Below are 20128 nucleotides of genomic sequence, written 5' to 3' on the forward strand. Positions count from 1 at the left end.
AGCGACATGCAAGCACGAGTGGTCGTCAATCGCGCGGGAAGCGGCGCTGCCAACAATCTGATCCGGAGTCTCCGCGCCGGCGGCCGGCCCGTGTACGTCATCGGGTGCCATCACGATCCGTTCGTCCTCCGGAAGTCGGCGGCCGACGCCAATTGCCTGGTGCCACGAGTCGGCCACCAGCACTTCACGGAGGCGCTGTGTCGGGTGATCCGGAACGAGCGGGCCGATCTGTTCCTGCCGCATACCGACGACGACGTCGAGCTCGCCTCCCGGCTCCGAGAAGCGCTTCCCTGCCGGGTGTTCCTGCCGCCTCCCGACGTCATCGAGCTGTGCCAGGACAAGTATCGGCTGAACACGTGGCTGGCCGCCCGCGGCGTGCCGGTCCCGTTGACGTACCCGGTGACGCCGCCAAGCCCCGTGGAGGAAGTCTTCGCTCGGCTGGCGCCACGCTCACCGCTCTGGTGTCGCGTGCGGACCGGGAGCGGCTCCGTCGGCGCCACGCCGGTCCGAACGGTAGAGCAGGCCCGAGCCTGGATCAGCTACTGGCAGGACATGCGGGGCGTCCCGCCGGACGCCTTTGTGCTCTCGGAGTACCTGCCGGGTCGGGATTTCGCCTGTCAGATGCTGTGGCGGTCGGGCGTGCCCGTGCTGACGAAGACCTGCGAGCGCCTGTCCTATTTCGGCGGCGCCGGCCGTCCCAGCGGGGTGTCGTCGGTGGCCGCGCTGGCCAAGACGGTGTACGAACCGGGTGTCCGCGACATCTGCGTCGCCGCCATCCGCGCCCTCGGCGCCGATGTCTCTGGCGCCTTCAGTGTTGATCTCAAGGAGGATGCCTTCGGCCTGCCCCGGATCACCGAGATCAACGCCGGGCGCTTCATCACCATGATGAACCTGTTCGATTTCACCGGGAAACGCAGCATGACGGCGACCTACGTCGCCCTGGCCCTTGGGGAACCGGTCGACGGGGGCGATGACTACGACGTGGACGAGGAGCACTACTTCATGCGTGATGTGGATACCGTGCCGGCGATCTTTCACGCCGACGAGCTGTTCATGGGGATCGCGGATGCGCGATGGCCGGCGACCGAGCGGGCCATGACCATCAGCAGGCAGGAGGAGCCGCGATGAGCGACGACCAGCCCGGCAGTGGTGTAACGCACTCCGTAACCGTCACGATTCCTCCACCCACAGGAGGATGGAATCCCACGACATGGGCACAGTTCAAGCAGGCGGTGAAGGCGCTCGCGACGCAGTATCAGGGCCAGGTGACCGAAATGACGTTCGAGACCAAGAAGTAAGCGCGGCCATCGTGAGTGTGGCGGTCGACGTCGACCGCCACGGCGCTGAGGCGCTGCGCATCGAGCTCATTCGGCTGGCCCGGCGCTTCGGTCTGGAGCCGACCGGGAGCCGGGTAGAGGCAGGAGGGCCGCAGCCAGGCGCCTGAGCAGCCCGGCCGAGCCTACGTCGGCTGCAGGAGCTGCATGTCCATCTCGCCGGCCATCGTTCGGGCCGCCGACATGTGCTCCCTGGCCTCGGCTCGGGCACCGGCCCGCTCGAGGAGCAGGCCCAGGCCCAGGCGGCAAGAGGCGGTCAGCGGCCGCATCTCGAGCTCCCGGGCCAGGGCCAAGGCGGCTTGATAGCTCGCCGCGGCGGCCTCCCGGCGTTCCGGACGATCCTGGCGCGACTCGATGTCCCCCAGGAGCTGAAGGGCGTGGGCTTCGTGACCGCGCTCGTGGTGCTCCCGGGCGAGGGCCAGGGCCTGTTGCCCCACGTCTCTGGCATCCTCGCTGAAGCCGCCCAGCAGGTACACGCGCCCGAGGGCGGCCAGACGGTTGGACTGCCCAGCCGTTCTCCGCATCGAGGCGTGCTGCGATACCGCCTTCTTGATGAGCACGATGGCGTCCTCGACTCGTCCGGATAGTGCGTAGCTCAGGCCCAGGTCGGAGGCCGTCGCCGGGGAGAAATAGGGAATCCCCCGCGCTTCACTCAGCTCCAGCCCGCGCTCCAGGATCGGCACGGCACGAATCAGATCACCTTTCTGGAGGTACGCCCGGCCCAGACCCCAGCAGCCGAGGACGAGGCTGATGGCATCGTCGGCGCTCTCCGCGATCGTCACCGCTTCCTCGGCGACGGCGATGGCCCGGGCGAAGTCGCCGAGCTCGGCCAGGCACAGGGCGAGCCAGGTGCGCGAATGCACGGAGGGCAGGTAGGGGAACCCCATGTGCTGCGGAGCGAGATCACCGTGCAGCAGCGCGACATTGCTGGCCAAGAGCTCGGACGCGGCCCGATACTCGCCGAGGGCGTGGTCGACGTGGGCCATATAGGTCCGCGCGGCGACCAGGAGCGGCGGCTCGCCGACCTCGTCGGCCTGGGTCATGGCCAGCCGTCCCGACTCGAGGGCCCGACGGTATTCGCCCATCTGGCGAAAGTAGTCCGTCAGGTACACGTTGATCCACGCCAGCCGCCGGCGATCGCCCAGCGCCACCGCGAGCGGGCGGACCCGTTCCAGCTTGTCGAAGATCGCGGCGAACTCGCCCAGCGGGAGGAGGGAGTTTCGCAGCTGCAACGTGATGTCGACCGCCGCCTCGCGCGTCTGTGGGGTCTCCGGCACGTGGGCGAGCGCCGCCAGCGCCTGGTCCAGGCAGGCTGCGGCCTCGCGATGGGCGCAGGCGACGGCCGCCTGTCGACCAGCCTGGCGTAGATAGTCCGCCGCCTTCGCCCACAGTCCACCTTGATAGGCGTGATGCGCGAGGCGCTGGCTCTGCTCGACCAGCCGCTGTGGATAGAGATCCTCCATCACGTCCACGATGCGGGCGTGCAGGAACCGGCGCAGGTCGGGGTCGAGGCTCTCGTAGGCGACCTCGTGCGTCAGGATATGCCTGAACGTGTATTCGCTTTCCGCACCGAGGCTGGTCTCATAGAGGAACTCCCCAGCCCGCAGCTCGGCCATGCCCGCGCTCAGGTCGTCCGGAGCGATCCCCGCCACGCGCTCGAGCAGCGAGACGGGCACGTCCTTGCCGAGCACCGCCGCGGTCTGGAGCAGCTGCCGCGCCGACGGCGGCAGCCGGTTGATACGGGCCTGCAGCACCTCTTGCACCGTGTCGGGCACGGCGAGCGGGGGCGCCGTCACCCGCTGCTCCCGGACGCTCCGGGTGAGCTCTTCGAGGAAGAACGGGTTGCCTTCGGCCTTGCCGAGAATGGCGTCCACGACGGCGGGACCGACGTCATACGAGCCGAGGAGCGCGCGAACGACGCTCAGGCTCTCCGCCGGGGGTAAAGGCTGGAGGGCCATCTGCGTGGCGTAGGATTTGTCGATCCAGGTCGGCCGGTACCCGGGTCGGTAGGTGGCGACCAGCACGATACGGGCGCTCGGGATGGCCTCCACCATCGACGTGAAGAGCTCCTCCGACGACTCGTCGATCCAGTGCAGGTCCTCCAGAACCAGCACGAGAGGGCATTGCTGGCTCTGGCGGAGGGTCAGCTCGCGCAGCGCGCCGAAGATCCGGGCTTTGAAGGCTTCGGGGCTCAGCCCCCCAACCCGATCGTCGCCGTCCTTCAACCCAAGGAGATGAAGCAGATACGGCGCGCGCTCGCTAGGGTCCATGCCGAGGCGATACAGGACGGTACGCACCTTCTCCGCCGCGACGTCGGGCGCGTCGGTGCGCGCGATGCGGCACGTGATCCGCAGCATGTCGAGGACCGGGAGGTACGGAATCCCGCTGGCGTAGGACAGGCACTGGCCCTGGAGATACTCGACCTGCTGACCGGCCAGGTGATGACGCAGCTCGAGGAGCAGACGGGATTTCCCGATGCCGGCATCGCCGGCGATGCCGACCACCTGACCGCGGCCGCTCGCGGCCGCGGCGAAGCGACTTCGGAGCAGCTCGAGCTCGTGCTGGCGGCCCACGAAGGTCGCCAAGCGACGCCGGAGCCCGAGGCCGGCCCGCTCACCCGCCCCGAGATGAAACGCGTGTCCCTCCGGCGTCGGCGTGAGGTCGAAGTTGCGGCGGAGGAACGGCGCGGTCGCCTCGCTCACCACCACCTCGTCCGGCCTGGCCGTCTCCAGGAGGGAATCCAGAAACGCCCAGGCGTGGGGCCGCGCTTCCAGCTCGATGGCCGGCCCCGGGCCGAGATTCACCAGAAACTGGTCGACGTGGATGGCGACCTTGACCTGGACCTGCCGGGCTTCGTCCCGCCGGGCCCGCTCCACCGCATTCAACGCGGCGATGGCGGCGTGCGCCGCCCTGGCGGGCGCGTCCTCGACCGGCTCCACCCCGAACACGGCCACCATTCCGGCCGCATTGACGTCCTCCACCCTGCCGCCGAACACGCGAACTTTGTCGCTCAACAGCGCGAGCGTTCGCCGACCCAGGGCCGAGCCCTCGGCGCCGGCCGGAATGAGGAGCACGACACGTAGCAGCGTGACACGACGGTGCGCCCGGGCGGGGACACCGGGAACGACAGCGGCCGGCTCGGGCGGCGCCGCTTCGCGGGCCGGGACGGGCCGCCGGCCCCGCCGCGACGGCGCTGCCGCGCCCGGTCGCAGGCGGTGCTTCTCGATGCGGTATCGCAACGTGTTGCGCGAGATGCCGAGCCGAGCCGCGGCCTGGCTCACGTTCCAGTTCGTCGCCGTCAGCGCATCGAGCAGGGTCGCCCGCTCCACGTCGTCGACGGCCGCTTCCAGCGTGACCGGGGCCGTTGGCGGCGAGGGCGCCGGCGCCGGGCGGCTCTCCGGCAGGGCCAGCGCGGCGGCGCCGACCTCGCGGCTGGCGTCGAGCAACGCCACGCGCTCCATGACGTTGCTCAGCTCACGGACGTTGCCCGGCCAGGCATAGCGGACCAGCGCACCCCGCGCGTCGGCGCCGAGCGTCTTGGCGGGCAAGCCATAGTCGGCGCAGGCGCGGGCCAGAAAGTGCTCGGCCAGCAGCAAGACATCGCCCCGGCGGTCTCGCAGCGCCGGCAGCGAGAGGGTGACAACGGCAAGCCGATGATAGAGGTCGGCGCGAAACCGTCGCGTCGAGACGGCGGCGGTCAGATCCTCATTGGTCGCGGCCACCACCCAGACATCGATGGGCTCGCTGCGAGTGCCGCCCAGCCGGCGGACTTCCCGTTCCTCGATGACCTTGAGGAGCTTGGCCTGCAGGGCCTCGGGCAGGAGCCCGATCTCGTCCAGAAAGATGGTGCCCCGGTGGGCGAGTTGAAAGAGGCCGGGCCGGGACTGTCGCGCGTCCGTGAAGGCGCCCCGCTCGACGCCGAACATCTCGGCCTCCAGCAATGTCTCGGGGATGGCCGCACAGTTGACGTCGACGAACGGCCCGCTGGCACGCACGCTGGCCGAGTGCATCGCGCGGGCGACCAGCCCCTTGCCGGTACCGGTCTCTCCCTGAATGAGAATCGGGGGTAATCGACGGGCTTCGGCCTGGCGTTTCAGAAGCCCCCGGACCTGCTCGCGAACTGCCACGATCTCGGGACTCGTCCCGAGCAGTTGGGCCAGGGGATCCATGCCGAGCATGGTACTGTCCCCAACCCGACTGCTCAAGATTCCACCACCACCAGCCGGACCGGGACAGCCCGCAACGCCGTCGATGATGTGGGTATGCGACCGATCTCGCGCGTCCTGTAAATCGCCGACGGCATTGGCGCCGAGGGCCGGCGGCCGGCTCAGCGGAAGGCGGGCGCCACGTCGCTCATGAACCGGTCCAGGAGGGGGCGCGGGTCCTTGGGCAGGAACATGCTGGGCACGAACAGCGTCTCCACGCCGGCCTCGTGGAGGCGAGCCAGCTTGTCGCGCACCGCGCTCACCGATCCCGCCAGCAGGACGTCGCTGGTCAAGGCCTCGGGGAATCCCATCCGTCGGCTCACGGCGGCGGCGAGCCGGGCCACGTCGTCGCGACTCTCGCTGATCAGCAGCGGCATGTTCGCGGATCGCCGGAGCGCTTTGGCGTCGCGTCCGAGCTCGGCGCAGTGCTGGTCCAGGATCTTGCCTTTGTGGGCCAGCGTCGCGGGGCCGCCCCAGACATTCCAGTGGCCGGCGTGCCTGGCCACCAGACGCAGGGTGACCCGCTCGCCGCCGCCACCGATCATGAGCTCGGGATGCGGGCGCTGCACAGGCTTGGGCATGCAGGGGGCGTCCTGCAGCCGGTAGTACGTCCCCATGAAAGTGGTCTTGTCCTGCGTCCACAGGAGCTTGATCACCTGACAGGCCTCGTCCAGCCGCGCCAGCCGCTCACCGACGGTGCCGAACGCCACGCCGTAGGCCTCGTGCTCGTTCTGCTGCCAGGCCGCGCCCATCCCGAGGATCAGGCGGCCGCCCGAGACGATGTCCACGTTCGCCGCCATCTTGGCGACGATCGCGGGATGACGGTAGGTGTTGCCGACGACGATGGTGCCCACGGCCAGGCGGGGCACCAGCGCGGCCAGCGAGGACAGCGTGGTCCAGCACTCGAGCACGTCGCCCACCCGCTCCGGCGTGTTGGGCATGAAGTGATCGGTCACGCAGGCGACATCCCACCCGGTGGCCTCGATATGGCGCCAGAGGCCGAGCACCTCGGCCCAGCTCGTGTTGGTCAGGCTCGTGAACAGTCCGAATCGCATCGGCCTCAGCCCTTCCCGGACGGCGGGCACCCGGCCACGCCCACAGCGGCCAGCTGCGCGCGAAGGTCGTCATCCCGGTCCACGCGGTACAGGATGCCTCGCATGCCCACGGCTTCGGCCGCGGCCACGTTGGCGTCATGGTCGTCGACGAACACGCACGCGCCGGGCGGCACACCGAGGCGGCGGCAGGCCAGCGCGTAGATCTCGGCTTGGGGTTTCGCGCAGCCGACCTCGGCCGAGCAGACGACGTCGTCGAAGAGCCCGATGATGCCGAGCCCGTCGCTGAGCCGCGCCCGCAGCGTCAGATCCGCGTTGCTGAGCACGCCGAGGCGATACGAGGGACGCAGCGCGCGGGCCAGCTCGACCGTGTCGGCGATCAGGTGTTGCGAGGCCCGCCACTCCACGTGCAGGGGCGGCAAGGGCCGGCCGGCCAGGCGCTCGATCTCGGCGTGCGCCGCCGCCAGCCAGGCCTCACGATCCCCGCGACCTCGCTCCACCGCCTGCCAGGCTTCGCTGCCGTAGAGGCTTGCGCGCAGGGCGCCCGGCGGCAGGCCGTGGGCCGACTCCAGGATTCGGGCCACATCCCAGCGCATGTTCCACAGGACGCCCCCGAAGTCGAGGAGGACGGCGGACGGCCGAGCCGCCGTCAATAGCGGGGGGTCCCGCTGGGAGCAACCGGGGACGGCGGCGGCTTCTCGGCCTTGGGCGGGCTGACGCTGATCCAGCCCCGGCTCTTCATGCAGGCGTCGTCGACCTTGCCGTCCGGCGAGCAAGCCGCGATGTCGCGCCGGAATTCCGCGGCGGTGTAGGGTTGGTCGGGCTTCAGCCACTCACGTTGGCCGGAGCCTCCGCACCCGGCCAGGACGGCGCCGAGCCCGAGGAGCAGGAGCAGCGATCGACTCACCATTCCCCCCGGGATTGTACTGGGTGTATGGTCTAGGGGGAACTGGCATGGAGACCGGCTGGGGGCGGGGCGTCTGGACGGCACTGATGGACCTGGGGGCCCGGCTCGCCACGGTCCTCCCCGGGCTGCTCGTCATGATCACCTTGATCGCGCTCGGGCTGATCCTGGGCATGATCGCCCGCTCGATCCTCACCCGGGTGGCGCGGGCCGTGGGCTTCGACCGCTACATGGAGCGGTGGGGCGCCGCTCCGGCGCTGCGCCGGGCCGGCCTCATCCGCACGCCTGCCGACGTGCTCGGCATGATCGTGTTCTGGGCGATCTTCATCCTGTTCGCCAGCCTCGGTGTCGATGCGCTACGCGGCCCGGTGGGCGGTGGCGCCACGGCGTTCGTCTTCTCGTTCCTGCCGCCCCTGTTCACCGCCCTGCTCATCGTCGTGGTCGGCTGGGCGATCGCCAACTTCCTGAGCCAGGGGCTCCTGATCGCCGCGGTCAACGCCGGGCTGCCCGAGGCTCGGGTGCTCGCGCGCGCCGCGCACTGGGCTGTGCTGCTCTTTGCCGTGGCTACCGCGCTGACCCACCTGGGTATCGGCAAGGAAATGGTGCTGGTCGCCTTCGGCATCTCGTTCGGCGGTCTGGTCTTCGCTCTGGCTCTGGCTTTCGGTCTCGGCGGGCGGCACGTCGCCCGTCAGCTTCTGGCCCGCCGCCTGCGCCGCGAGGCGCCTCCGGAACGCGAGCGCCTGACGCATCTTTGAACAGGGCACGGGCACCCGGGCTTCGCCACGCCCGTGCCCCGCCGCAACCGCCCGCCGCGGTTGATCGACCAGCCGATCTGAGTCGCGACTCTGCGCGACGCTGTCCCGTGTTGCCTCTGCCGGGCACCCGGGCTTCGCCACGCCCGTGCCCCGCCGGAATCCCCGCCCCGGTATATCTCGCACTCGACATCAGGGGCGAAACAGTACGTAGCCGACGCCGGTGCGCTCGAGCCAGGCTCGGGTGAGCTCGGACAACGCGTAGCGCCGGCGAACCGACGAAGCATCCGGCGCCGCGGGGTCGTTCACGAGCACGTGCTCGCCCTCGTAACCGGTCAGCACGAGCAGATGACCGACGGTGGCCGCGACCGCCGCGCCCGCAAGCTCACCCGCCGCGTAGCGGACCGAAGCGATGATCGGCAGACCGTGGTCGAGGCACCACCGCGCCGCTGTCCAGTCGGGAAAGCGTAGCAGGTAGCCCAGCACGCCCCGCCGGCCGGCGGCGCAGATGGCGGCCGGCCACACGCCATAGAGGTCCAGTCCGGGGTGAAACATCTCGGCCGCCAACCGCGGCACCGAGTCGGTGATCCCGAAGTAGGCGAGCACCATAGCCACGCTCGTCGGCGAGCAGACGCGCGCCCCCAACGCGCCCCCCTCACGCATCTGGCTCAGCGCCGGAACTTCGAGCCTTGGCGAGGCGGCAGGGCCGCCATCCGAGCCCGGGGGGGCGAGGTCGCAGGCCGAGAGCGTCAGCAACCACGGCGTCGCCAGAACCGTGGCGGCATCGGCTGCGGGGAGTCGCACGCGCAAGCGCACCGCCTCGATCGGCGCGGTCGTCGTGAACACATCCACGTCGGCGTGCAGACCCGCGGCGCGGGCGGGAAGCGGGCTGAAGCTGGCGGAACCCAGCGTCTCGCTGGTCGCCCACGGCGACCAGCCATCGGGCGCGAGCACCGAGACCTCGAATCGCAGGCTGTAATCGATGGCCGAGATTGCGCTGAAGGCGGGCAGCAGATGACGCGCTGCCGAACGAGGCCGCCAGGGGCCCGCCTCCAGCCAGATGTCCGCCCCTGCGCGAACGGGCGGCGGCGCCGGCTCCACCTCGCGCAGGCAACCGGGAGGCATAGCGCCGGCGAGCGCGGTCCGACCGACGCCGGACGCGACGACGAAGAGATCAGTCGTCAAGGGCTTTGGCGGGGGGCGTGGACGGGACGAAGCCCGCCCACGGCATCCCCCTTGGATTGTCGCGCAACTCGCATTGCGCATCCCGGCAGAAAACCGGGATTCAGGTTTCACGAACCTCGGCGGCGCCGCTCGGTGCTGTGCTCAAGCGCCGGACGGCGCGGTTTCTGAGCCCGGTGGCGTGCTCTCCATACCCAATCCCTCCGGGTTGGGAGTTGCTGCCACAACGGCGGGGTCCTACCCCCGCCGTACTCGACCTGTACCCCCGGCACGGACGGCAGTCAAGTCCCCCGGCCGCACCACGTCAGCCGGCTGCCACCGCGGCCAGCGCCTCGTCGAACACGCCGAGCGCCGCCTCCACGTCGGCGTCGGTCAGGGCCAGCGACACGTAGATCTTGTTGACCGCCTTCACGACACCGCGGCGCAGACACTCGTCGTTGAAGCGCCGGATGCGCTCGCGGTCGGCCGTCAGCGTCGCGCGATAGTCGACGATGTCACGGTCGGTGAACAGGATGTCGAACACCGGCGGCTCACCGCTTACCCGGGCGGCCAGCCCGTGGCGCCGGGCCGCTTCGGCGAGACCGTCACGCAGCCGCGTTCCCACTCGATGCAACCGCTCGTACGTTCCGGGCTTCCGCAGTTCCGCCAGCGTCGCCAGGCCGGCGGCGGCGGCGATGGGATTGCCGTTGAGCGTGCCCGTCTGCCACACGTAGTTCGGCGTACCCTCCAGCGCCGGGTCGAAGTGGTGCATGATGTCCGCGCGACCGCACACCGCGCCCAGCGGAAAGCCGCCGGCCAGGACCTTGCCGTACGTGGCGAGGTCCGGCACCACGCCGTAGTACTGCTGGGCGCCCCCGTAGGCCAGCCGGAACCCCGTGACGATCTCGTCGAACACGAGGAGCACGCCGTACCGGCGCGTCACGTCCCGGAGCCCGGCCAGGAAGCCCGGCGCCGGCACGATCACGCGCTGATAGGGCTCCACGATCACCGCGGCCAGATCATTGTGGTGGGCGGCGATGATGGCCTCGGTGGTGGCCAGGTCGTTGTACGGGGCCACGAGCACCGTCTCGCCCACCGCATGAGGGATGCCGCCCGACTCGAAGGTCGGCGCCGGAAACGCCTTGGGGGACCGGGTGCTGACGCTGATCGCCCCGTAGTCGTGGGTGCCGTGCCAGGCCCCCTCGAATTTCAGTATTTTCTCCCGCCCCCGATAGGCCCGCGCCACCCGCAGGGCGAAGAAGGTGGCTTCGCTTCCGCTGGACGTGAACCGCACCTGCTCGCAGCAGGCCGCCGCCCGGGCGAGCTCCTCGGCCAGCTCGATGATGGGCTCGTTGAGCAGCATGTAGGTGCTGCCGCGGGCCACTTGCCCGCGGACCGCCTCGACCACCGCGGGATGGGCGTGCCCCAGGAGCATCGGGCCGGAGCCGAGCAAGAAGTCGATGTAGCGTCGGCCGTTGGTGTCCCACAGGTGGGCGCCGCGCGCTTCGCGGACCACGAACTCGAGTCCGGGACCGTTGCGGTGGCTGCCCAGCACCCCGCCGGGGAAGACGCGTGCGGCTCGTTGCACGATGTCGCCGAGATCACTCATGGGCTCCCTCGCCTGGGACAGGATGATGCATCATCATACGCGATCCGGCACCAGCACGCCCGAGCCGGCGAAGGCGCCGCGCTTGAGCGCGTCGAGCGCCTGGTTGGCCTGGCTGAGCGGAAACCTGGTGACGGTAGGTCGAAGCGGGATCCGGGCGGCTTCGCTCAGCAATTCCTCGCCGTCCGCGCGGCTGTTGGCGGTCACGCTGGTCACCGCGCGCTCCCGATAGAGGTCGCCGTACTCGATCGCCGGGATGCGCGTCATGTGGATGCCGGCCAGAGCCAGGGTGCCGCCCGGGGCGAGGTTGCGCAGCGCCAGGGGAACCAGCTCGCCGGCCGGCGCGAAGATGATGATCCCGTCGGCGGCCACCGGCATGGGGTCGGCAACGCCCCCCGCCCAGACGGCGCCGAGCGAGCGGGCCAGCGCGCGATGCGTCGCCTCGCGGGTACAGACGTAGACCTCGCAGCCGCGAGCCGCCGCCACCTGCAGCGTGAGGTGGGCGGACGAACCGAAGCCGTACAGGCCCAGCCGACCTCCCGGCTTGACGCCCGACCGCCGCAGCGCGCGGTACCCGATGATGCCGGCGCACAGAAGCGGCGCCGCCTCGGCGTCGCCGAAGACGTCGGCAATGGGATAGGCGAACGCCTCCGGCACCACGGCGTACTCCGCGTACCCGCCGTCGGCGTGATACCCGGTGAACTGCGCGCGCTCGCAGAGGTTCTCCCGGTCCTGGCGACAGAAGCGGCACTCGCCGCACGTCCAGCGCAGCCAGGCGATCCCCACGCGGCGGCCGACCGCGAGGCGAGCGACACCACGCCCCACCCGCTCGACGCGGCCGACGACCTGGTGGCCGGGCACGATGGGCAGCCGGGGGAGCGGCAGTTCGCCCTCCACGATGTGAAGGTCGGTGCGACAGACGCCACAGGCGGCCACCCGCACCAGGAGCTCGCCGGGAGCGGGCTCGGGGACCGGCCGCGACGTCGCCTCCAGGGGCCGCCCCTCGACAGGGCCTGGAGCGCGGAGCTGCATCGCCAGCATCGCCCAGCGATCGACCCGCGCCTTACCTCACGCGAGGTCGGCGGCCTCGCCGGCGCGGGCGAGAATCTTCCGGGCCCGGTGCAGGTGAGGCGCGTCGACCATGCGACCGCGGAAGGTGAAGGCGTACGCTCCGCGGCGCGCGGCGTCGGCGAAGGCGGCCACCAGGGCGCGCGCCTCCTCGACCTCCTGGGGGGCGGGCGTGAACGCCGCGTTGATCACCGCGATCTGGTTCGGGTGAATGGAGATCTTGCCGGTGAACCCCATCTGCACGGCGTCGACACACTCCCGGCGCAGCCCATCCAGGTCCGCGATGTCCGTGTAGACGGTGTCGATGGCCTCGACCCCGGCGGCGGCCGCCGCCACCGCGCACATCACCCGGGCGTACCGCGGGATGTCCAGATAGCGGCCCTCGGCATCGCGCACCTGCCCCAGGCTCATGGCGGCGCCGAGATCCTCGACCCCCCAGGAGACGGCGACCACCCGGGGGCTCGCCGCTGTGATCTCCTTGATGTTGAGCAGCCCCCGGGGCGTTTCGGTGGCGATGAGGACCAGGCGGGTCGTGCCGTGGGCGATCCCGTGGCGGGATTCCAGCCGGTCCAGGTGCGCGGCGACGGCTTGCACGTCGGCGGCCGAATCGGGCTTGGGCACGACGTAGCCTTCCGGTCGGCCGGCGATGGTCTCCTCGAGGTCGGCGCGCCCCAGCCCCGTGACCAGGGGGTTCATGCGTACCCAGCGCTCCCGCCCGCCGAAGTCGAGCTTCTCCAGCCACCCGCGCACGATGGGGCGGGTGGCCGCCTTGCGCTCGGGCGGCACGGCGTCCTCGAGATCGAGGATGAGGCCGTCGGCCGGCAGGGTGAGCGCCCTGGCGATCATCCTCTCGTTGCCGCCGGGCACGAAGTGCAGCGAGCGGCGGCGCGCGCTCACGCCGGCTCCCCGACGGCCCGCTTGCGCATCATGGCCTGACGGCGGGCCCGCATGACGATCTCGCCGTCCTGGTTGCGCGCCCGGTGCTCGAACGTGACGATGCCCCACTGGGGGCGCGTTCGCGATACTCGCTTGTCCACGACCTCCGTCTCCGCGTAGATCGTGTCGCCGTGAAAGACCGGCCGGGGGAACTCCACCTTGTCGAAGCCGAGATTGCCGACCGTCGTGCCGAGCGTCGTCTCGCCCACGGAGAGGCCCACGGCCACGCCCAGCGTGAGCAGGCTGTTCACCAGCGGCCGCCCGAACTCGGCGCGGGCCGCCGCGTGGAAATCGACGTGCAGGGGCTGCGGATTCATGGTGAGGCAGGAGAAGAACACGTTGTCGGCCTCGGTGATGGTCCGCCCCGGTTGGTGGCGATAGACCTGACCCACCTCCAGCTCCTCGAAGTACTTGCCCGCCATCGCCGCGATGGTACACCGGGCACCCCTTGACAGGCACCGGCCCCGCCTCTATCACTGTCGCGTGAACGAACACCAGGTGGCCATCGTCGGGGGCGGCATCGTGGCCCTGGCCGTCGCCGCGGCGCTCTCGGAGCAGGCCCCCCGCGCGCGGCTCGTGATTCTCGAGAAGGAATCCCGCCTCGGTCGCCACCAGACGGGTCACAACAGCGGCGTGATCCACTCCGGCATCTACTATCGCCCCGGATCCTACAAAGCGCGCCTCTGCGTGGAGGGGGCCCGGCTGATGCAGCAGTTCTGCGCCGCTCAGGGCATCCGCGTGGAGCGCTGCGGCAAGGTGGTCGTGGCCACCACCGAGGCGGAGGTGCCGCGTCTGGCCATGCTCTACGAGCGGGGCATCGCCAACGGGGTGCCCGGCCTGACCCTGATCGACGCCGCCCGCCTGCGCGAGCTCGAGCCCCACGCCTCCGCCCTCCGGGCGATCCACTCACCCGGCACCGCCATCGTGGACTTCACGCAGGTGGCGACGAGCCTGGCCTCGGAGCTCACGAGCCGCGGCGTGACGATCGAGACGGACGCCAAGGTCGTGGCCATCGCCCGCGCCGCCGACGGCTTCGAGCTCGCCACGCCACGCCTGACCGTGCGGGCGCGGCACATGATCAACTGCGCGGGCCTGCACTCCGATGTCGTCGCCCGGATGGCGGGCGCCACGCCGAGCGTGAAGATCATCCCCTTCCGGGGGGAATACTATTTCCTGAAGCCCGAGCGCCGGCACCTGGTCAAGGGACTCATCTACCCGGTGCCCGATCCGGAATTCCCGTTCCTGGGCGTTCACTTCACCCGCACCGTGCACGGCGACGTCGAGGCCGGTCCCAACGCCGTCCTGGCCTTCGCCCGCGAGGGCTATCGATTCGGCACGGTCCGGGCGGGCGACCTGCTGGGCACCCTCGGCTATCCCGGCTTCTGGGCCATGGCGCGGCGGTACTGGCGCACGGGCGCCTACGAGGTCTACCGCTCCCTCAGCAAGGCGGCCTTCGTGCGCGCGCTGCAGCGGCTCGTTCCCGAGCTGCGCCCCGAGGACGTCACCCGCGGGGGAGCGGGCGTCCGGGCCCAGGCCGTGGATCCCAACGGCGCGCTGGTCGACGACTTCCGCATCGTGGACAGCCCGGACGCCATCCACGTCCTCAACGCTCCCTCCCCCGGCGCCACGGCCTCACTGGCCATCGGGCGCCACATCGCGGGGCTGGCCCTCGAGCGGTTCGGCCTCAAGTAGGCTGTGTATATCAGTAGGTAGTGGCCGGCTCGGGGACGAGGAACTACGGGTTGGGTGGGAACCAAAAACCCCTCTATTGACAAGCATTTGGGGGTCAGTTACCCTAAGGCCCCCATGATCACGGTGCCGGCGCGACGCATCAAGCAGTTCGGTGTGGAGTTCTACCAGGCCGGGCTCAGCGCCAAGGACATCGATCGTCTGGTCAAGTTCGAGGTCCTCGGCTATTCGGGGGGGCCCAAGGAAGAGCCGCCCAAGAGTCGGGCCAAGGCACGGTCCCGGGTCAACTGGGATGCGCTCGAGAAGCGGATCAGCGAGAGCGAGACCGCCTATCAGCGCCCGGTGATCCGGCGCAAGATCGACGAGCTGGTGAGCTACTACCGCGAGTGCAAGGACGCGGGGACGCTGCCGCCCATCCCCGGCGCGGTCATCATCACCTCGGAGAAGCGCTTCACCTTCACCCCGATCGCCGGGCATCACGACATCGGGCTGCTGCAGATCCCCGAGGAGCACGGCGTGCTCCGGGTGCTGGACGGCCAGCACCGCCTGCTCGCCCTGCACACGCTGAGTCAGAGCGGCGAGCAGATGGGCATCGAGGTGCCCGCGGTGCTCTTCGACACCCTGGACGCTCGCCAGATCGTCGAGCTGTTCGTGACGATCAACGCCAAGCACACCCGGCTCAATCCCTCGCACATCATCAGCCTGTCCGGACGCAAGCTGTATCCCGACCCGAACCAGGCCCTCGCGCACGACGTCATCCGCTCCCTGAACGAGGACGACAGCTCGCCCCTGCACGGCGAGATCAAGATGCTGGGCACGGGCCGGGGCCGGGTCAGCCAGGCGCCGCTGGCCGAGGAGATCGTCGACCTGCTGGACACGGTGGAGAAGATCGGGGGGGCCGCCCGGACGCAGGAGCTGCGGCAGGGAGCCAAGCGCTTCTTTCTCAACTACGTCAAGGCGATCTCCACGACGTTCCCGACCGCGTGGGCCGGGCGCAAGTTCTCGATCAAGACGGGCGCGGCGCTGCGGGCCTTCATCCGCGTGACGCCCGATGTCATGGCGCGGGCGCGCGAGCTCAGGCGCGACCCGTTCGAGCTCCACGCCATCCGCGAGGCCATCAAGCCCTGGGCCGAGCGCCTGCGCGATCGCCGCTTCGAGACCGAGGGCGAGTGGAAGGGCAAGCTCGCCGGCGGCACGCGCGGGACCGTCGAGCTGCTGGCCCGCGAGCTGCGTGACGCGCTCCGCTAGCCGCGGCCCCGCCTGAGATCCGCCGCCTCGGGCTGAGGCAATCAGCTCAGCTAGCGCGACTCCCTGCCGAGTTCCGGGTTCCGCTGAGGTAGCGTTGAGCTATGAACCTGTTCGCCAGACACGTGGCCCTGCCCGCCATCGCCCCGGCAGCGATCGTGGGGCTGTATTTCACGCCGGTCTTGTTATTCGGGTGCATCAATCGGGGATTGATGGCGCTGGCCGTCGTCCTCGCTTCGAGCATCGCCGCGTGCGTGACGGCGGGTGCCAGCATACGGGCGAGCCGGCGACACGACCCGGCGTCCGCCTGGTGGCTGCTCTCGGCGCTGATCCTCACCCTGCCGATCGTTCTCCTGCTGGGCCCGCTGGGCTGACGCTGCGGCGACAGCGAGCGGGTATACTCGGGCAGGGAGACCAACGATGAAGGTCAAAGTGTTCAACCGAAAGGGCCAGCTCGTCGGCCCCGTCGAGAGCGCCCCGGTGAGAAAGACCGACGCGCAATGGCGGGCGCAGCTCACGCCGGCCCAGTTCACGATCGCACGCGGCAAGGGCACCGAGAGCCCGTTCTGCGGTACGTTGCTCGACAACAAGCGGACCGGCGTGTACAGCTGCGTGTGCTGCGGTCTGCCCCTGTTCCAGTCCGACACCAAGTTCAACTCCGGGACGGGCTGGCCGAGCTTCTTCCAGCCGGTCGCCCCGGAGAACGTGAGCACCTATGAGGATCTCAGCCACGGGATGGTGCGCGTCGAGATCCTGTGTTCGCGCTGCGATGCCCACCTGGGCCACGTCTTCGACGACGGCCCGCCGCCCACCGGGCTGCGCTACTGCGTGAACTCGGAGTCGCTCGTCTTCACGGACGCGGCGGACACGGCCCGCCTCGCCGATCCGGCCGCCGACTGACGGGCGGGCCGCCTCCGGGCGCCAGCTCAGGCGAGCAGCGACCGAAAGGCCGCCACGACGCGCGACGACAACGCCGGCTGAACACCCCCGGCCGCCCGGGCATAGCCGAGATCATGGCCGGCCGGCCTGACGACCAGCACATCGGTCTTGGCCGGGATGAGCGCCCGCGCGCGGTCCAGCTCCTCCAGAGAGCCGAATGGATCGTGGTCGCCGTGGACGAACAGCGTCGGTCGCTGCAGCCGCGGGAAGTGCTCGGTCCGCGAGCGCTGCGGCTGCATCGGGGGATGCAGCGGGTAGGACAGGAGCAGTAGCGCGCCGACCAGCCCGGGGTCGTCGGCAACCAGCATCGAGGCCTGGCGGCCACCGTACGACAAGCCGCCCAGCGACACGCGCCCGCCCACCAGCTCGCCGGCGATCTGCGCGGCGTGCCGGAGCCCCTGGCGGTCACGGGCCGCGCCGCCCCGGGCCGGCGGACCACGCCGACGCGCCTGGCGGTAGGGCAGATCACAGCGGATCACGACGAAGCCGTCCTCGGCGAACCGTCCGGCCAGCTCGACCAGAATGGGCGCCTGGCAATCCCCGCCCGCGCCGTGGGTCAGAACCAGCCCTTCGCCAAGTGGCAAGGGCGGACGATGCACGAAGCCCCGAACGGCAGGCAGGTCGGCGCCGGGAACCTCGAGGCGCTCGACCGCCGCCGGCACCGGTCAGACGATGCCGTCGCGACGAAGGGCGGCGATCTCCTCCCGCGAGTAGCCGAACTCGGCCAGGATCTCGTCCGTGTGCTCGCCGTGGGCGGGCGCGGCCCGGCGGATGGCTCCGGGCGTGCGCGAGAGCGCCGCGGGCAGCCCCTGCACGCGGATCTCTCCGCGTTCGGGATGGCGAACGGGCTGGGCCAGCCCGAGGTGCTGCACCTGTGGATCCTCGAAGACCTGCTCGACGTTGAGGATGGGGCCACAGGGCACGCCGGCCTTGTTGAGGGCCTCGATCCACTCGGCACTGGGCCGGGCGACCAGGACCTTGTCGAGCTCCTCGTTCATGGCCTTGCGGTGGCGCGAGCGGTCGGCCATCGTCTTGAACCGCGGATCGTCGATCAGGTGCGTGGCCCCGATGGCTTCACAGAGCCGCCGGTACATGACCTGCCCGGAGGCCGCGATGTTGATGTGCCCGTCGGCGGTGGTGAACACGCCGGTGGGAATGCCGGTGGGATGATCGTTGCCGGCCTGGGGCGGAATCTCGCTGTCGATGAGCCAGCGCGCCGCCTGGAAGTCGAGCATGGTCACCATGGCCTGGAGCAGCGAGGTGTGCACCCACTGCCCCCGTCCCGATCGCTCCCGCTCCAGGAGCGCGACCAGGATGCCCTGGGCCAGGAACAGGCCGGCCGTGAGGTCGGCCACCGGGATGCCGACGCGCACGGGTCCCTGCCCCGGGAGCCCGGTGATCGACATGAGCCCGCCCATGCCCTGAGCGATCTGATCGTAGCCGGGACGGTCCCGGTACGGCCCCGTCTGCCCGAAGCCCGAGATGGAGCCATAGACCAGTCGGGGATTGATCGCCGACAGGGCCTCGTAGTCGATGCCCAGCCGGTGCTTGACGTCCGGCCGATAGTTCTCCACCAGCACATCGGCGCGCGCCACCATGCGCTTGAGGACCTCGACGCCACGGGGGTGCTTGAGGTCGAGCGTCATGGCCCGCTTGTTCCGGTGCAGGTTGAGGAAGTCGAAGCCGATCGACGTGGAGTCGCCCTCCACGATCTCCCGGCTCGCCACCTTGATGACGTCGGCGCCCATGTCGGCCAGCTGGCGCACCGCGGTCGGGCCGGCCCGGGCGCGGGTGAGGTCGATCACCTTGATGTGGGCCAGCGGGAGCGTCATGAGCGGCCTCCGACCGAAGCGGGCAGCGTGGCCGAGCCGCTCCGCGACGCGGGATTGCGGCGCGACCAGCGGCCAGCGTCCACGGCAGTGAGGAAATCGAGCACGGCCCGATTGAACAGGTCGGGCTCCTCGAGGTTGATAGTGTGACCAGCCTTGGGCAGAACGACGAGCCCGGCGGTGGGAATCTTGCGCTTCATGAACACCGCGGGCTCCAGGCACGGCTCGTCCTCGTCCCCCGTCATGATCAGCGTGGGCACCTCGAGCCGCTCCAGCCGGTCGCCCAGCTCGAAGACGGACGGCCGCGTCATCTGCACGCCGCGCAGGGTGAGCGCGTGCCCGCGGGCCGAGCTCGCGGCCAGCCGCTCGTAGAACTCGCGCCAGCCCTGAGGATCCTTGTCGAGGAACTGCACGCGGCTGGGCCCCCGCGCATAGAACTCGGCGACCACCTTCATGCCCTCCTCGTCCAGCCGCCTGGCGATGAGCGCCGAATCCTGGTGGAACCGCTCGCGCTCGGCGACCACGCTGCCGTAGCCGGCCCCCGCGACCACCAGCGACAGCGCGCGGCTCGGGTGGCGCAGGCCGAAGTGCAGCGTGGCGTAGCCGCCCATCGACAGGCCGCAGACATGGGCCCGGGCGATCCCGAGCGCGTCGAGCACGCCGCGGATGTCGTCCGCTGCCCGATCCTGGGAGTAGGCGGCCACGTCGTCCGGCACGTCCGAGGGCGGATAGCCCCGGGCGTTGTAGGCGATGGTGCGATAGCGGCGGGCGAAGAAGCGCACCTGGGGGTCCCAGCTGGCGATCTCGCCGGCGAACTCGTGGACGAACACGAGGGGTGTGCCCTGGCCGATCTCTTCGTAGTACAGGCTCACGCCGTCGTCGATGCGGACCTTCGGCATGGTGATCGGTCCCCCTACTCGGGCCAGGCGAAATTGGCGCTGATGATGTCGAAGGTGCGCGTGCCGCCCGGCACCTGGGCGGTGACCCGATCGCCGACGTGCTTGCCGATCAGGGTGCGGGCCAGCGGGGCCAGGACGGAGATCTTGCCGCGCGCCGGATCGGCCTCGTCGGAGCCCACGATCCAGTAGCGGTACTGCTTGCCGGCCTCGTCCTCCAGCAGCACGGTGGAGCCGAAAGTGATGCGATCCCCCTCGCTGGGCGGGTCCAGCACCTCGGCCGCGCCGACCTTGCTCTCCAGCTCGGCGATCCGGCCTTCGATGAACGACTGCTTCTCCCGGGCGGCGTGGTACTCGGCGTTCTCGCTGAGATCGCCGTGCGCCCGCGCCTCGGCGATGGCCCGGGTGATGGCGGGCCGGTCCACGCGCTTGAGCCGGTCCAGCTCGGCGGCCAGCTTGTCGTACCCCGCCCGCGTCATGGGCGTGCGCTGGATCGTCATGGGCGTCCTACC

Annotated in this window: 21 protein-coding genes; 8 read left to right on the plus strand and 13 right to left on the minus strand. The window is 70.5% G+C overall.

All coding sequences use genetic code 11. The features are described 5' to 3' along the window. Positions 1-6: 6 nt before the first annotated feature. Genes VFR64_01455 through VFR64_01465 form a run of 3 tightly spaced genes read left to right on the plus strand, consistent with a single transcriptional unit; the run spans position 7 to position 1444 of the window. Positions 7-1128, plus strand: coding sequence for a hypothetical protein (locus VFR64_01455; GenBank protein ID HET9488410.1), 1122 nt, complete (start codon positions 7-9; stop codon positions 1126-1128). Continuing rightward, positions 1125-1298, plus strand: coding sequence for a hypothetical protein (locus VFR64_01460; protein HET9488411.1), 174 nt, complete (start codon positions 1125-1127; stop codon positions 1296-1298). Before VFR64_01455 ends, VFR64_01460 begins: the two co-directional genes overlap by 4 nt. A gap of 11 nt (positions 1299-1309) precedes the next feature. Then, on the plus strand, positions 1310-1444 hold the full coding sequence (locus VFR64_01465) for a hypothetical protein (GenBank protein ID HET9488412.1): 135 nt from the start codon (positions 1310-1312) through the stop codon (positions 1442-1444). A gap of 15 nt (positions 1445-1459) precedes the next feature. Here VFR64_01465 and VFR64_01470 read toward each other — a convergent pair whose 3' ends face one another. The 4 genes from VFR64_01470 to VFR64_01485 all read right to left on the minus strand — a co-directional run bounded on the left by VFR64_01470 (position 1460) and on the right by VFR64_01485 (position 7501). Continuing rightward, the gene (locus VFR64_01470) at positions 1460-5503 is read right to left on the minus strand and encodes a sigma 54-interacting transcriptional regulator (GenBank protein ID HET9488413.1); all 4044 of its coding nucleotides are present in this window, start codon (positions 5501-5503) and stop codon (positions 1460-1462) included. Positions 5504-5661: 158 nt separating this feature from the next. Then, positions 5662-6594, minus strand: a complete 933-nt coding sequence (locus VFR64_01475) for a TIGR03560 family F420-dependent LLM class oxidoreductase (GenBank protein ID HET9488414.1) — start codon at positions 6592-6594, stop codon at positions 5662-5664. Positions 6595-6599: 5 nt separating this feature from the next. Next, entirely contained in the window at positions 6600-7244 is a 645-nt protein-coding gene (locus VFR64_01480; GenBank protein ID HET9488415.1) for an HAD family phosphatase, read from the minus strand. Next, positions 7241-7501 (minus strand): hypothetical protein, encoded by a 261-nt coding sequence (locus VFR64_01485; protein HET9488416.1) that lies wholly within the window; start codon positions 7499-7501, stop codon positions 7241-7243. Before VFR64_01485 ends, VFR64_01480 begins: the two co-directional genes overlap by 4 nt. A 44-nt stretch (positions 7502-7545) precedes the next feature. Between VFR64_01485 and VFR64_01490 the strand changes: the two genes are divergently transcribed. After that, a complete protein-coding gene (locus tag VFR64_01490; GenBank protein ID HET9488417.1) occupies positions 7546-8250 on the plus strand; it encodes a hypothetical protein in 705 nt (234 codons plus the stop codon). A 189-nt stretch (positions 8251-8439) separates the two neighbouring features. Here VFR64_01490 and VFR64_01495 read toward each other — a convergent pair whose 3' ends face one another. From VFR64_01495 to VFR64_01515, 5 genes are all read right to left on the minus strand, one after another. Next, positions 8440-9348, minus strand: coding sequence for a C39 family peptidase (locus tag VFR64_01495; GenBank protein ID HET9488418.1), 909 nt, complete (start codon positions 9346-9348; stop codon positions 8440-8442). Between the two features lie 385 nt (positions 9349-9733). Continuing rightward, on the minus strand, positions 9734-11017 hold the full coding sequence (locus VFR64_01500; protein HET9488419.1) for an aspartate aminotransferase family protein: 1284 nt from the start codon (positions 11015-11017) through the stop codon (positions 9734-9736). Positions 11018-11050: 33 nt separating this feature from the next. Continuing rightward, positions 11051-12055, minus strand: coding sequence for a zinc-dependent alcohol dehydrogenase family protein (locus VFR64_01505; GenBank protein HET9488420.1), 1005 nt, complete (start codon positions 12053-12055; stop codon positions 11051-11053). Between the two features lie 27 nt (positions 12056-12082). Beyond that, complete coding sequence (locus VFR64_01510) at positions 12083-12979, minus strand: CoA ester lyase (protein HET9488421.1); 897 nt, start codon at positions 12977-12979, stop codon at positions 12083-12085. After that, a complete protein-coding gene (locus tag VFR64_01515) occupies positions 12976-13440 on the minus strand; it encodes a MaoC family dehydratase (protein ID HET9488422.1) in 465 nt (154 codons plus the stop codon). The genes VFR64_01510 and VFR64_01515 overlap by 4 nt, the downstream gene beginning before the upstream one ends. A gap of 61 nt (positions 13441-13501) precedes the next feature. On the opposite strand from VFR64_01515, the gene lhgO reads away from it, so the two are divergent. The 4 genes from lhgO to msrB all read left to right on the plus strand — a co-directional run bounded on the left by lhgO (position 13502) and on the right by msrB (position 16852). Continuing rightward, entirely contained in the window at positions 13502-14710 is a 1209-nt protein-coding gene (lhgO, locus tag VFR64_01520; protein HET9488423.1) for an L-2-hydroxyglutarate oxidase, read from the plus strand. Positions 14711-14824: 114 nt separating this feature from the next. Further along, positions 14825-15955 (plus strand): DGQHR domain-containing protein, encoded by a 1131-nt coding sequence (locus VFR64_01525; protein HET9488424.1) that lies wholly within the window; start codon positions 14825-14827, stop codon positions 15953-15955. Positions 15956-16056: 101 nt separating this feature from the next. Continuing rightward, the gene (locus VFR64_01530) at positions 16057-16326 is read left to right on the plus strand and encodes a hypothetical protein (GenBank protein ID HET9488425.1); all 270 of its coding nucleotides are present in this window, start codon (positions 16057-16059) and stop codon (positions 16324-16326) included. Positions 16327-16372: 46 nt separating this feature from the next. Further along, positions 16373-16852, plus strand: coding sequence for a peptide-methionine (R)-S-oxide reductase MsrB (msrB, locus tag VFR64_01535; protein HET9488426.1), 480 nt, complete (start codon positions 16373-16375; stop codon positions 16850-16852). 26 nt (positions 16853-16878) lie between these two features. Here msrB and VFR64_01540 read toward each other — a convergent pair whose 3' ends face one another. The 4 genes from VFR64_01540 to greA are packed head-to-tail and all read right to left on the minus strand — an operon-like array spanning position 16879 to position 20110. Continuing rightward, positions 16879-17553 carry an alpha/beta family hydrolase gene (locus tag VFR64_01540; GenBank protein ID HET9488427.1) on the minus strand — a complete coding sequence of 225 codons (675 nt, stop codon included), beginning with the start codon at positions 17551-17553 and terminating at the stop codon, positions 16879-16881. A 3-nt stretch (positions 17554-17556) separates the two neighbouring features. Further along, the gene (locus VFR64_01545; GenBank protein ID HET9488428.1) at positions 17557-18723 is read right to left on the minus strand and encodes a CoA transferase; all 1167 of its coding nucleotides are present in this window, start codon (positions 18721-18723) and stop codon (positions 17557-17559) included. Then, the gene (locus tag VFR64_01550) at positions 18720-19619 is read right to left on the minus strand and encodes an alpha/beta hydrolase (protein HET9488429.1); all 900 of its coding nucleotides are present in this window, start codon (positions 19617-19619) and stop codon (positions 18720-18722) included. Before VFR64_01550 ends, VFR64_01545 begins: the two co-directional genes overlap by 4 nt. Positions 19620-19633: 14 nt before the next feature. Beyond that, a complete protein-coding gene (greA, locus tag VFR64_01555) occupies positions 19634-20110 on the minus strand; it encodes a transcription elongation factor GreA (protein ID HET9488430.1) in 477 nt (158 codons plus the stop codon). Positions 20111-20128 lie beyond the last annotated feature (18 nt).

The sequence above is a fragment of the Candidatus Methylomirabilota bacterium genome, from assembly GCA_035709005.1.
Classification (GTDB): Bacteria; Methylomirabilota; Methylomirabilia; order Rokubacteriales; family CSP1-6; genus 40CM-4-69-5.

Bases quoted from the DNA above. Each gene is read 5' to 3' on its own strand.
- VFR64_01485 (HET9488416.1), bottom strand. From the start codon at position 7,501: ATGGTGAGTCGATCGCTGCTCCTGCTCCTCGGGCTCGGCGCCGTCCTG.
- VFR64_01470 (HET9488413.1), bottom strand. From the start codon at position 5,503: ATGGATCCCCTGGCCCAACTGCTCGGGACGAGTCCCGAGATCGTGGCA.
- VFR64_01500 (HET9488419.1), bottom strand. From the start codon at position 11,017: ATGAGTGATCTCGGCGACATCGTGCAACGAGCCGCACGCGTCTTCCCC.
- VFR64_01515 (HET9488422.1), bottom strand. From the start codon at position 13,440: ATGGCGGGCAAGTACTTCGAGGAGCTGGAGGTGGGTCAGGTCTATCGC.
- VFR64_01505 (HET9488420.1), bottom strand. From the start codon at position 12,055: ATGCTGGCGATGCAGCTCCGCGCTCCAGGCCCTGTCGAGGGGCGGCCC.
- VFR64_01530 (HET9488425.1), top strand. From the start codon at position 16,057: ATGAACCTGTTCGCCAGACACGTGGCCCTGCCCGCCATCGCCCCGGCA.
- VFR64_01475 (HET9488414.1), bottom strand. From the start codon at position 6,594: ATGCGATTCGGACTGTTCACGAGCCTGACCAACACGAGCTGGGCCGAG.
- VFR64_01545 (HET9488428.1), bottom strand. From the start codon at position 18,723: ATGACGCTCCCGCTGGCCCACATCAAGGTGATCGACCTCACCCGCGCC.
- VFR64_01455 (HET9488410.1), top strand. From the start codon at position 7: ATGCAAGCACGAGTGGTCGTCAATCGCGCGGGAAGCGGCGCTGCCAAC.
- VFR64_01460 (HET9488411.1), top strand. From the start codon at position 1,125: ATGAGCGACGACCAGCCCGGCAGTGGTGTAACGCACTCCGTAACCGTC.
- VFR64_01525 (HET9488424.1), top strand. From the start codon at position 14,825: ATGATCACGGTGCCGGCGCGACGCATCAAGCAGTTCGGTGTGGAGTTC.
- msrB (HET9488426.1), top strand. From the start codon at position 16,373: ATGAAGGTCAAAGTGTTCAACCGAAAGGGCCAGCTCGTCGGCCCCGTC.
- VFR64_01490 (HET9488417.1), top strand. From the start codon at position 7,546: ATGGAGACCGGCTGGGGGCGGGGCGTCTGGACGGCACTGATGGACCTG.
- VFR64_01550 (HET9488429.1), bottom strand. From the start codon at position 19,619: ATGCCGAAGGTCCGCATCGACGACGGCGTGAGCCTGTACTACGAAGAG.